Origin of the sequence: Methylovulum sp., assembly GCF_028687615.1 — a bacterium.
GTDB lineage: Bacteria > Pseudomonadota > Gammaproteobacteria > Methylococcales > Methylomonadaceae > Methylovulum.
Genome location: NZ_JAQTZU010000005.1, coordinates 110,104 through 122,365 on the forward strand (window position 1 = coordinate 110,104; position 12,262 = coordinate 122,365).

The 12,262-nt window shown below is 48.2% G+C and carries 12 protein-coding genes; 8 read left to right on the plus strand and 4 right to left on the minus strand.

Annotated features, from left to right (window positions below; translation table 11 throughout):
* The 4 genes from PHH59_RS04390 to PHH59_RS04405 all read left to right on the plus strand — a co-directional run bounded on the left by PHH59_RS04390 (position 1) and on the right by PHH59_RS04405 (position 4,964).
* Positions 1-1,329: an aminotransferase class I/II-fold pyridoxal phosphate-dependent enzyme gene (locus tag PHH59_RS04390; RefSeq protein ID WP_300011813.1), complete on the plus strand. Its 1,329-nt coding sequence runs from the start codon at positions 1-3 to the stop codon at positions 1,327-1,329.
* A complete protein-coding gene (locus PHH59_RS04395; RefSeq protein ID WP_300011816.1) occupies positions 1,326-2,597 on the plus strand; it encodes a capsular biosynthesis protein in 1,272 nt (423 codons plus the stop codon). Before PHH59_RS04390 ends, PHH59_RS04395 begins: the two co-directional genes overlap by 4 nt.
* Positions 2,597-3,364: an SDR family NAD(P)-dependent oxidoreductase gene (locus PHH59_RS04400; protein ID WP_300011819.1), complete on the plus strand. Its 768-nt coding sequence runs from the start codon at positions 2,597-2,599 to the stop codon at positions 3,362-3,364. Before PHH59_RS04395 ends, PHH59_RS04400 begins: the two co-directional genes overlap by 1 nt.
* An 82-nt stretch (positions 3,365-3,446) precedes the next feature.
* On the plus strand, positions 3,447-4,964 hold the full coding sequence (locus PHH59_RS04405) for an LTA synthase family protein (protein WP_300011822.1): 1,518 nt from the start codon (positions 3,447-3,449) through the stop codon (positions 4,962-4,964).
* A 9-nt stretch (positions 4,965-4,973) separates the two neighbouring features.
* Here PHH59_RS04405 and PHH59_RS04410 read toward each other — a convergent pair whose 3' ends face one another.
* The 3 genes from PHH59_RS04410 to tgt all read right to left on the minus strand — a co-directional run bounded on the left by PHH59_RS04410 (position 4,974) and on the right by tgt (position 8,112).
* Positions 4,974-5,900 (minus strand): sugar kinase, encoded by a 927-nt coding sequence (locus PHH59_RS04410; RefSeq protein ID WP_300011825.1) that lies wholly within the window; start codon positions 5,898-5,900, stop codon positions 4,974-4,976.
* Positions 5,901-5,906: 6 nt separating this feature from the next.
* Positions 5,907-6,884, minus strand: a complete 978-nt coding sequence (locus PHH59_RS04415) for an SPFH domain-containing protein (protein WP_300011828.1) — start codon at positions 6,882-6,884, stop codon at positions 5,907-5,909.
* 100 nt (positions 6,885-6,984) lie between these two features.
* The gene (gene tgt / locus PHH59_RS04420) at positions 6,985-8,112 is read right to left on the minus strand and encodes a tRNA guanosine(34) transglycosylase Tgt (protein ID WP_300011831.1); all 1,128 of its coding nucleotides are present in this window, start codon (positions 8,110-8,112) and stop codon (positions 6,985-6,987) included.
* A gap of 328 nt (positions 8,113-8,440) precedes the next feature.
* On the opposite strand from tgt, the gene PHH59_RS04425 reads away from it, so the two are divergent.
* Positions 8,441-9,037 carry a Uma2 family endonuclease gene (locus PHH59_RS04425; protein WP_300011834.1) on the plus strand — a complete coding sequence of 199 codons (597 nt, stop codon included), beginning with the start codon at positions 8,441-8,443 and terminating at the stop codon, positions 9,035-9,037.
* Between the two features lie 139 nt (positions 9,038-9,176).
* Positions 9,177-9,941, plus strand: a complete 765-nt coding sequence (gene gloB / locus PHH59_RS04430; protein WP_300011837.1) for a hydroxyacylglutathione hydrolase — start codon at positions 9,177-9,179, stop codon at positions 9,939-9,941.
* 62 nt (positions 9,942-10,003) lie between these two features.
* On the opposite strand, the gene PHH59_RS04435 is transcribed toward gloB, so the two are convergent.
* Positions 10,004-10,687 carry a C-type lectin domain-containing protein gene (locus PHH59_RS04435; RefSeq protein WP_300011840.1) on the minus strand — a complete coding sequence of 228 codons (684 nt, stop codon included), beginning with the start codon at positions 10,685-10,687 and terminating at the stop codon, positions 10,004-10,006.
* Between the two features lie 157 nt (positions 10,688-10,844).
* Here PHH59_RS04435 and PHH59_RS04440 point away from each other — a divergent pair, with 157 nt between their 5' ends.
* Together PHH59_RS04440 and aroQ are read left to right on the plus strand one after the other, a co-directional pair.
* Positions 10,845-11,231, plus strand: a complete 387-nt coding sequence (locus PHH59_RS04440) for a helix-turn-helix transcriptional regulator (RefSeq protein ID WP_300011843.1) — start codon at positions 10,845-10,847, stop codon at positions 11,229-11,231.
* 469 nt (positions 11,232-11,700) lie between these two features.
* Positions 11,701-12,249 (plus strand): gamma subclass chorismate mutase AroQ, encoded by a 549-nt coding sequence (aroQ, locus tag PHH59_RS04445; RefSeq protein WP_300011846.1) that lies wholly within the window; start codon positions 11,701-11,703, stop codon positions 12,247-12,249.
* Positions 12,250-12,262: the final 13 nt, after the last annotated feature.

Consider the following 12,262-nt stretch of genomic DNA (forward strand, 5'->3'; position numbering starts at 1 on the left):
ATGACCGGCAAAAGTCTTTCGGGACACCTTAAAAATAAGCTTATTCAAAAGGCCCTCGAACACAAGCTGAAACAAGTTGAGCAATCTGCTTCCGGTTTTAGTCCGCTGTCCAGCCGTGCGGATATTCCTGATGCGTGGTGCCGCTTCGACCAGCAAGCCGGTTACAAACAAATCCAAATTATCTATAAAGGCGGGGCGCAACTGGGAGTCGGCAACCCGTTCTTCCGCTTGCATGAAGGCATCGCCGGTGCCACCACCCGCATCGACGGACAAACGTATATTAATTTTGCCAGTTACAATTATCTGGGTCTGTCTGGCGATGCACGGGTGTCGCAAGCGGCGAAAGAGGCGATAGACCAATACGGAACTTCCGTTTCTGCAAGCCGCCTGGTGTCCGGCGAACGTCCGATACACCGGCAATTGGAAACGGCTATCGCAGAAACCTATGGCGTTGACGATGCCGTCGTGATGGTCAGCGGTCATGCGACCAATGTGACCACGATAGGCTATTTGTTCGGTGCGAATGACCTGATTTTGCACGATGAATTGATCCACAACAGCTCCCTGGTAGGGGCGCAATTATCAGGGGCCAAGCGTTTATCGTTTCCGCATAACGATTACGCCGCGCTGGATAAGTTGTTGACGGAACAACGCCATCATTATGAACGGGTGCTGGTGGTCTTGGAAGGCTTGTACAGCATGGATGGCGATTATCCTGACTTGCCGGAATTCATCGCCATCAAGCAAAAACACAAAGTCTTTTTGATGGTGGATGAAGCGCATTCGCTGGGTGTACTGGGCAAAACGGGCTTAGGCGTCCGTGAACATTTTGATATTGACGGCAAAGACGTTGATATTTGGATGGGGACGCTCAGCAAATCCCTGGCGGGCTGCGGCGGTTTTATCGCGGGCGAATCGGCACTGGTTGAGCATCTGAAATTTTTGGCACCGGGTTTTTTATACAGTGTCGGAATGCCGCCGCAAGTCGCCGCACCCGCGCTTGCTGCTTTGAATATCATCAAACAGGAACCGGCACGGGTGCGCCGTTTGCAGGAGTTGTCCCGGTATTTTTTAAGTAAGGCCCAAGCCGCAGGCATGGATACCGGACACAGCCAAGGGATTGCGATTATTGCCGCAATAACCGGCAGTTCGTTAAGCGCGGCGCGATTGTCAGAAGCATTGTTTTATAGAGGTATTAACGTCCAACCGATTTTATATCCTGCTGTCCCTGAAAAATGTGCGCGATTGCGGTTTTTTATTTCCTGCGAACATACGGAAGGACAGATAGACCAAACTATTCAAGCTTACTGTGAGGAGTACAGATCATGATCTTCATTAAAGCCCAGGTACACCGGAATACCGTCGTCAATACCGGCAAGCGGTCTTTTCTTTTTCTGCAAGGGCCGTGCTCACCATTGTTTGCGAAACTGGCTGACCATTTGCATTCACAGGGCCATGCCGTCCACAAAATCAACTTCACTGGCGGTGATGTTGCTTACTGGACTCCCCGCAAAGCCACGCTGTTTCGCGGGGAACTCGGCTCCCTGCCTGAAGTGCTGGAAGCCGTCAGAAAGAAATATGCCATCACCGACCAAATCCTGTTTGGTGACTGCCGCCCAATCCATGTGGCCGCCAAGCAATACGCCAGACAACACGGCATCCGCACCCATGTGTTTGAAGAAGGTTATTTCCGCCCTTACTGGATGACGCTTGAGCGCGAAGGCGTCAACGGCCATTCCATGCTGCCCAGAGATCCGGATTGGTACAGGCGCATCGGCAAATACGTCCCCTCAGCGGACGACAAGCAGATTTTTCACGCGCCTTTTAAAGTCCGGGCAACCCATGATGTGATCTACCATGTCGCCGGGCTTGGTAATCGGCTGGTGTTCCGTCATTACAAAAGCCACGCACCCGACCCGGTCGCTTTGGAATATGCCGGTTATGTCAACCGTTTTGTCAGGCTGCATTTAACTAAAAAGCAAGATAACGAAAACATCCAACATCTGCTCCGCAAAAAAATTCCTTATTATCTGCTGCCTCTGCAATTGAATAGTGACTCGCAAATCCAAGTGCACTCGACTTTTACCAATATGGTCGAAGTGATTGATTTGGTGATGCGCTCGTTCGCCGAACATGCAGCCACCCGCTCTTGGTTAGTGATTAAAACCCATCCATTGGATGCCGGATTGCTGAATTACGGCAAAATCATCGAAAAGCAGGCCCGGCAATTGGGTTTGAATGGCCGAATCCTATTCTTACAATCCGGCAATCTGAATACCTTAGTGGCCCATGCCCGTGGCTTGGTCACTGTCAACAGCACGGCTGGTGGCCTGGCTTTGGAATTGGATTGCCCTACCGTCACACTCAACAATCCCATTTACAATTTGTCTGGGCTGACTTTTCAAGGTGGCCTGAATGCTTTTTGGTGCAATAGCGAAAAACCCGACCAGGAATTATTCCGCTGTTTCCGCAACACCGTCATACACACGACGCAAGTCAACGGTAGTTTGTACAGCAAACCGGGCATTGACCTGGCTGTTAAAAATGCCAGCCGCTTTTTCGATACTGACAAATCGCCGCTGGAAACTTTTTTATAATGCCCACCGCACCAAAAACCATACTCATCACCGGTGCGACCGGTGCCATTGGTGGTGCCTTGGCCCGGCATTATGCAAAACCTAATGTTTGTTTGATCTTGCAAGGCCGTAATGCCGCCGCCCTGAAAGACATCGCCAATACCTGCACCCAAGCCGGTGCGGTGGTTGTCACACAACAGTTGGATTTGCGTGACATTCCGGCATTGCAACAGTGGTTGGCAGAACTCGCGGACAAACAATTGCCCGACTTGGTAATCGCCAATGCCGGTATCAATATTGCCCATGACCAACAGACTGGTGAACAATGGCAGGACGTGGAAGCCCTGCTTGATGTCAATATCAAGTCCACCCTGGCCTTAGTCCATAGCTTGGTGCCAACCATGCGCCAACGTCGCAGCGGGCAGATTGCCTTGATCAGCTCATTGGCGGCATATTATGGGTTGCCGGTAACACCGAGTTACTGCGCCAGCAAAGCCGCCATCAAAACCTACGGTGAAGCCATGCGCGGCTGGCTCAAATGCGATAACGTGCAGATTAATGTCGTCATGCCAGGCTATGTCAAATCGGATATGGCGGATGCCATGCGCGGCCCGAAACCGTTTTTATGGACTCCAGAACGGGCGGCGCAAGTTATCGCAAAAGGTTTGGAAAAAAATCAAGCCAGGATCAGTTTCCCTTTCCCATTAAATTTAGGCACTTGGTTTCTGGCGGTATTGCCCGCGCCACTGCCGCAATGGATTTTATCGCTGCTCGGTTACGGCGGTTAAATTTATGGGAAAATGACAGCCACCTAGCACTTTCCGCTTAAACCCGGTCGTTTCGTTTTCTGGTAACATTGGTAAGCAATCTATGATGGTCTCTCTCGTTTTGCCGCCGTTAATCGCAAGTATCATCCTATCCTTCCCACTGGAACAATGGCTGGTCCCCAAACCGCTACCCGTCTGGCGGCGTCCCACGGCAGCGGCATTCCTACATATCGGTCTCTGGAGCGTCTGCTTCGCCATCTTGCTATTATTGCTGCAACGCCCGTGGTTTGCCGTTGTGAATCTATTGGCATTCCAACTATTATTACTCTTGGTCAATCAAGCCAAATATGACAGTTTGCGCGAACCGTTCATCTTCCAAGATTTTGAATACTTTACCGACGCCATCAAGCACCCCAGATTGTATTTGCCTTTTTTTGGCATCGCCCGGACTATCGCCGCAACAATTGGCTTCGTTAGCGCGTTTGTTATCGGCCTAGTCTTGGAAACCCCGCTGACCGACACGCTAACAACACCTGTTTTTATCCTGCTGTCCGTGCTGCTGGCTGGAATTGGCCTGCAATTGGTTCGTTTCAGCTTAAAAAACTGTCCGGCTATCACCTATAATCCTGCCGAAGATTTAATCACGTTAGGACAACTGGCTTTTTTTTGTTGCTATTGGAATAAGGAGCGGATAACCCGGCAACTGGAACATGGCAATTCGCCTTTTCAATCCCCGATTACACAGCCAGCCCAAGCCCTGCCACATATTGTCGTGATCCAAAGCGAATCATTTTTTGACCCGCGCAGCCTGTCAACCAACATCAAAGCGTCAGTCCTGGAACAATACGACGCCACCCAAAGGGAATCCTGCCAATTCGGACGCTTGCAAGTCCCTGCCTGGGGAGCCAACACCGTCCGTACCGAATGCGGATTTTTGACCGCCCTAACCCCCGAACAAATGGGCATACACCAGTTCAACCCCTACCGTTTGCTGGCAAACCACAGCATCCCGAATCTAGCGGGCCACCTTAAACAAGCGGGATACCGGACGCTTTGCATCCATCCTTACCACAGCACTTTTTACCTGCGCAATAAAGTTTTTCCGCGTATGGGATTCGATGGATTCATCGACCTAAGCAGTTTTGACGAAGCGCAAAAATGCGGGCAATTCATCGGCGATTTGGCGATTGCCGACAAAATCCAAGAATTGCTAAATGCCGAATCCGAACAACCACTGTTCATCTTCGTCATCACGATGGAAAACCACGGCCCCTTGCATCTTGAACAACCCAATCCCGACACGCTGGAACAGTGTTATCACAGCGCACCAGAACAAGCCTGTGATGATTTGACAGTCTATCTGCAACATCTGCAAAACGCCGATTTGATGATAAAGCAGCTCAAGGACAAACTGCTGGCCAACCAACGTGAAGGCTTGTTATGCTGGTTTGGCGACCATGTGCCGATTATGGAGAATATCTACCAACGCTTTGGCGAACCGGACGGCTTGACGGATTATTTTGTTTGGAAAACGTCAGGGAAAAAAGCGGGGAATTTGGCAGATAAGCAAGATTTGGCGATACACGAATTGGCGGCTTTATTACTAAAATTATGCAACTAGGTTATAAAGTCATCCAGCGGTAACCAGCTTTGCTTTTTCTTTTGCCACACCAATAGTCGCAACTGAACCGGAATTGAAATGTAGAAAGTCCGATTCAATGCCATCCGAAAATATCACGCCATTAATTGGCATATATGACTCTAAAACCAGTTTGGTTTGGCCTGCTAATATGCCGGCAACGAGGTTTGATTGTGTTTTCTGGCTTTGAAAGGGTTCCCGGACGGCGAAGAATAATTGCCCGTCTTTAAGTTTGACCACTTTCTTTTTGGCGTCGTCTTTTTCTATAAATTGGTGCATTGCAAATGTCATGTTAAAAATAGAACTCAACCAACCCGTAGAACCCGCCTGTGTCGAAACGATGACTCCTGATGATGAATGCTCTTCGGTTTTGTCGGTATATGAGATTTTATAACGTGCCGAAACATGTGAGGATGCGCCAATAAATAAGTCATTAAATGCCAAGAGACGTTGTCCGTTATTCAACGCAGCTTCTGCAAGGGTAACTGTTTTGGCATTAAAATTATTGTCCATTACTTTTTCGACAGCGCCAATAAAATTAACAGGATTAAATGGCAACAAAAAACCGTCATAGCGTGCAATGTCGGGATTGACGGCTATTATGGGGATTTCATTGACATATTTTGCCGTGTTGGCAACAAGTCCATCCTGGCCAATCACAATAACGACCTGCTTATCGTTAAAGAGAAATGAGGGTAAGAAATTTCGTTCGACAATTTTATTTTTTATCACCGTAGAAAGTTGGCGTTGCATCATTGAAAGTGACTGATGGAAATTATCATGTTCGAGCTGATAATCGTCGAAACTTCCCCCTGAGCGGTCAATATAAAACTTTGCCTGCGCTTTGGTATTGAAGCGTTCAACCAAAAGTTCAAGACGGGTTTTGCTTTTAACGATAATGGCGTATTCAATGGTCATTTTCTATCATTTTTTGTTGCCTAGAATCGACTCCAACAATTCCGGACTGATATTTAAATTGCCAATTTTTTGGGCATTTTCAGCAAGCTCCCTAAACGCCAAGGCAATACTGAGCCTTGGGTCCGGATTGTTGTTAAGTGCGGTAATTAGCCGCCAATCCATCTCTTTGTAAGGTTTCAATGTGGTTTCCACAACATAGCCTTTAGCATCCGCTTCTTTCATTTCATTCGTGGTTTTTTGATCAATTAAAAGCTTACGCTGATGCTCAACGGCAATATCCGCCTGGACTTTCATTTCACGGAGCTTGCGGTCATTCTCGGCCTTTTGCATTTCGCTTTCCATTTTCTTCTCGTCGATTTGTTTTTTCTTTTCCTCGACGGCAATTTCCGTGTTCAATTCAGATTCTTTAATTTTGCGCTCTTGCTCAACGGCAAAATTTCTTCGCGCATAAATGGCCTGGTCGGCTTCTTGGGATAATTTTTCCCTGGTTTCCGTTTCAAGCGCCCTGGCCATTTCAGGCGTGGCTTTTACCGCAAGGATGTTGGCCGACAAAATTTCAATACCCAGGGCCAATATGGCTTGCGAGGATTGCAGGCCTGCCTTGATTTTTGTTTCAATGGCTTTGGCGGAACGGATTGAATCTTTAAGGCCTAATTCATGGATATAAGCGGAAGTCGTTGTTTGGGCTTCGTTGATGATGCGTTGGTTTAATTTTTCAAGCTCATTTTTTTTATAAATCCCACGACTATCCACGGTAAAGTCCAGCAATTCGGCCAAGGCCTCAGGGTTGCTAATTTTATAGGTGACCTGCCCCTGGATGGATATATTTTGGTAATCATTGGTTGATTCTTCAAATATAAATGGCAAATCATTACTGCCCATAGGAATGGCGACAATTGAACTATTGGGCGAGAAATAAAAAAATGCTAATCCCTGCCCCTTTTTTTCAACCTGTCCATTTTTAAAATGGATGACGTAAATCATTGAATCAAATTTAATATGGCGTATTCCAAACATATCGCGGCCCCCTAGAGTTAAAGTAATTAGAGATCAATATAGAAAACCTTTGTTGCAAAACAAGAGTTTACGCGCCGGTTTTTTTCAGGGGCCGATTCCCCGCTTCCCGTTGACGGTAGAATTCCCTAACAAACGCCTCCAACGTCTGCCGCTCAATCGCATCCCGCAAGCTCTGCATCAGGCTTAAGTAGTAATACAAATTGTGGATAGTGTTCAGCCGCGAGCCGAGCATTTCCTGGCATTTGTCCAAATGCCGCAAATAGGCGAGGGAATAGTTTTGGCAGGTGTAACAGCCGCATTCTTCATCCAGCGGGCGGTTGTCGAATTCATATTGGGCGTTGCGGATTTTCACCACGCCAAAACGGGTGAACAAATGTCCGTTGCGGGCGTTGCGGGTCGGCATGACGCAATCGAACATATCAATGCCACGGCACACGGCTTCCACTAAATCTTCGGGTGTGCCGACGCCCATCAAATAACGCGGTTTGGCTACGGGCATTTTGGTGTGCACCACGTCCAAGGTCGCCATCATTTCGTCTTTGGGTTCGCCGACCGATAGGCCGCCAATCGCATAGCCATCAAAGCCAATATCGACCAAACCTGCGATGGATTCCTGGCGCAGGTGTTCGTACATGCCGCCTTGGACGATGCCGAATAAAGCATTGGAATTGTCACTATGCGCGTCTTTGCTGCGTTGCGCCCAGCGCAGTGACAGGCGCATGGAGTCGGCGGCTTGATCGACGGTGGCTGGGTATGGCGTGCATTCGTCGAAAATCATGACGATGTCCGAGCCTAACCCGCGCTGCACCTGCATGGATTCTTCCGGCCCCATGAAAATTTTGCTGCCGTTGATCGGTGATTGGAAGGTCACGCCTTGTTCGGTGATTTTCCGCAATGCGCCTAGGCTGAACACTTGGAAGCCGCCGGAGTCGGTGAGGATGGGTTTTTGCCAGTGCATAAAATCGTGCAAATCGCCATGCGCCCGAATCACCGCCGTGGTCGGGCGCAACATCAGATGAAAGGTGTTGCCGAGGATGATTTGCGCGCCGATGCCGGTCAGGTCTTCCGGTGTTAAGGATTTCACCGCGCCGTAAGTGCCGACGGGCATGAAAATCGGCGTTTCCACTACGCCACGGGCAAAGGTCAGCCTGCCGCGCCGCGCGTAGCCGTCGGTGTTGAGTAAGTCAAATTCCATAGTGATGATAGGTTCCGAAGTTTTGCCGGGTAATGGCCTTAACCTTAAATTAAAAAGCGTGTATGCTCAAAGCCATCGCCTAGCGGCTAATGAAGGGATTTTGGTGATGAAGTATAACATTAAGCACTCAGGCTAGGATGGCGTAAGGGCTCGAAGCGTGCGACAGCGACTTGTAAAACACGAAGTGAATCCCGGCTTTTGTGGCTTCATTGCTGGGATTACGTTATCGCTTCATCTCTGCCCTGCGAGCTGCCATGATAAAATGACCCGGATTATCCTAACCGCATTTTATTGCCACAAAAAACCTCAACCTACTTGGAGCAAGGCCATGTCAGCCGTATTAAAACCTAGCGAATTCATCAGCGTGGAAGACTATTTAAGAGAAGAGCTAGCCAGGCAAATCAAACATGAGCTGATTGACGGCCATGTTTATGCTATGGCGGGCGTCAGTGCCAATCATGAACGGATTGCAGGGAATGTGTATAGAAAATTTGGCGACCATTTGGAAAACTCCCCGTGCGAACCGTTCGGTTCGGACATGAAACTGCGTGTCAAAGACAATTTCTTTTACCCGGATGTGATGGTCGATTGCCAGTTTGATGAGTCCGAGCCTTATTACACCGAAACGCCGGTGCTGATTGTCGAAGTCTTGTCCCGTTCAACCCGGAAAAAGGATGAGACGCTAAAATTCATGACCTACATCAACCTCCCTAGTGTGCAGGAATATGTCCTGATCGAACAAGACATTGCCGATGTCACGGTATTGAGAAGACGTGAGGGCTGGTTGCCAAACCATTATTTTTTAGGCGATGACATCACCTTTGAATCAATCAATTTGACCCTGCCAGTCGCAGACATTTATCGGCGTGTGCAAAATCAAGATGTGGCGGCATTTTTGAGCGGCGAGGCCGGACAGCCGTTATAAATGGCGGCTGCGCGTTCTGGGAGGACGGACAGCCGTGATGGACGATGCGGGCAACGGAGGCTTTGGCGCGGGGGATTACGCCATCGCTTCATTCCAGCCTACAAGCTACTGATTTTAAAATTCAAACTGAATACATTTTATGTTAAACATCGTCCAAATTCCGGTCTTAACCGACAACTACATTTATTTGCTCCACGATCCGGTTTCGCTAGCAACAGCGGTGGTGGACCCTGCCGTCGCCCAGCCTGTGCTGGATGAACTGGCAAAACGTGGCTGGCGGTTAAGCACCATTTTCAACACCCATCACCACCACGACCATGTCGGCGGCAATCTGGAATTAAAAGCCAAAACCGCTTGCCAAATCATCGGCCCGGCGGCGGACAAACACCGCATTCCGGGTATAGACCGTTGCGTTAGTGATCACGATGTTGTGACGCTAGGCAACTATACCGCGCAAGTGCTGGAGACCCACGGACACACCAGCGGTCATATCGTTTATTATTTCGCTAATGAAGACGCGTTATTTTGCGGTGACACCTTGTTTGTCATGGGTTGTGGGCGTTTGTTTGACGGGACGATAGCAGACCTTTGGCAATCTTTACAAAAACTGCAAACCTTGCCTCCAGCGACGCAGGTTTATTGCACCCATGAATACACGCAAAACAACGGACGCTTTGCCTTGACTTTAGAACCGAAAAATTCGGCCTTGCAGGAAAAAATGGCGCGGGTTAATCAGCTCAGGGCAAACGGACAGCCCACCGTGCCATCGACAATCGCCGAAGAACTGGCGACCAATCCGTTTTTACGCACCGACAGCGTGGAATTGCAAACATCGCTAGGCTTGGCAGGGAAAAGTTCGTTGGAGATATTTACCGCGATACGGGCGTTGAAAGATCGGTTTTGAGCAGATATAGATCTGGCAGGTTTTAAAAACCTGCCAGATCTTAGCATTTTTACTGTTTTGAATTATGGCAATTGAATAACCACTGTCGCAGGCAGGGTTGGTTTTTTCCGTTTAAGCTGATAATTGCCTTTGCTGTCGGTAGCAATCGTTTTATCGGCTTGACCTGCTTGTTTTAAGGTCACTGCCGCCCCTTTTACGCCTGCTTTTAGCAAACTGATTTGCCCGTAAACATCGGGTAAGGTGTTCCATTCGCATAGGGTGGAAACCGTGTGTGCAACATCGTCCCCCGCCCCTGCCGAGCTGTTGATTGATGAAAAATCTCCCCAAAATGAAATAGGCTCAGAAGATGGATAATTATTCGTGTACATAAACAGATAGTGTTGGCCATATTTGCCACCATTATCAGGTTGCCCACTGTACCAATTGGTGTAAATCGATTTTTCCCCAGTAACCCAAGCCCACAGGCCTTCTTGTTTCTCATCGGTCGCACCTAACCAAATGCCCTCGGTTTGGGTATTGGTGCTACCCAAGTTATCCCAAATAAAATTTTCTTCAATATACGAAGTGACGGTTGCCAAATAACCGCCGTTCGCGTTACAAAAAGCGTTGGCATCGGCCCAGCCGCGTGTTTTGTCAAAGCGTTGATAATAATGTTTGTTGTCTAGGTTTTGAACTCTGGCAGAATCGGCAAATGCCGTACCGCTGGCTAACACAGCGGCGATAATCGTCAGTTGGATGGGCTTCATTTTGATTTTTCCTGATTTAATAAGTCAATGGATGGGTTTTCTGGCTAAAGATGGAAATTCATTTTGCTTGATTAACAAGCACACTGATTATCAAGCCGCTAAGCCCATGCTACAATCAACCAATCGTTTAGATTTCCACACAGTTTGTTGGTAGCTTATGAAAATACAGGAAAAATTACGTTTTATGCGCGAAGCCCGCAACTGGTCGCAGGAAGAAATGGCGATGAAACTGAACATGTCCACTAACGGTTACGCGAAGATTGAACGCGGCGAAACCAAAGCCTCCATCCCCAAACTGGAACAAATTTCCGAAATTTTAGATATGGATTTGATGGAACTGCTGTCTTTTGGAGAGAAGCAAGTAGTGTGTTTGATCGGCGATAGCAATAACGGATTTAATGTCATGGGTTCATCGAAAGAACTGGCGGCTGAAATCCAAAACCTGCAATTGGTCATCAGCCATAAAGAGGAAGTGATCGGCTACCAAAAACGCGAGATTGCGTATTTGCAAGAGATGCTGGCAATGTTGAAAGCAGAAAAATAAGCCCGGCGCGGGATGGGATTTGAACCAACAGCGCGTAGGCTGGGATGGCGCAAGGAATCCCAGCACTTTGCAACACCTATTTGCTGGGATTACGCTATCGCTCCATCCCAGCCTACGTGCTAAAACGTTACGGAACGGGTTAGGATTTGGCTAAAAATAACTTCTCTGAACAGTTTCTGAAACCCTAGTACTCAGTCAATGTTGAATTGTCGGTATTATTTTCGTAGGGGCGAGCGGTTGCTCGCCTGATCGCGGCGGGTTTCGGTAGGCCCCTAAAAAAGGCGGATAACCATCCGCCCCTACGGGATTAGATTGCCCCATCAAAAAATCATTGACTGAGTACTAGACCTGACAGGTTTCAAAAACCTGTCAGGTCTTAATATCGGGGAATTATTAATGGCCAAATCCTGACAAACCCGTTCCAGCTTGAGTTTTTCAAATGTAATCACTATTTTTTAAGGTATCCAACATGCGTTTATTCATTTTGCCTCTATTTGTCCTTGCACTACTATCCGCCCGCCCCGCCTTTTCTGCACAGGCGTATTGCAATGGCGTGGACTCTTTTGAAACGGTGTTGTCGTTGCTGTCACAACGTTTAGATTTAGCGGCAGAGGTGGCGCGATATAAATGGAATCAAAAAGCGGCTATTGAAGATAGTGCGCGTGAGCAATTGATTATTAAAAAATTAATAGCCGATGCCACCGCTAAAGGCTTACCTGCCGAATGGTCGGAGCAATTTTTCCGGGCGCAAATCGAAGCGTCGAAAAATGTGCAGCGGCAATTGTTCGATGATTGGCAAAAAAATCATGCCGGGACATTCGCCGATGTGCCGGATTTAAACAGCCAAACCCGCCCCAAGTTGTACGCGCTGATGTCCGATTTGATTGATGCGTTGAGCAAAGCCTGGCAGCCCTTGCATCAAGCAGAATGCAAAAGTGTATTGGATAGGTTGGTCAGGGAAAAATTGCTTAAACCGGAATATAAGGCGGCTAGCAAGCCGTTGTTTGAGGTGCGTTGAACTGGTATTTTCG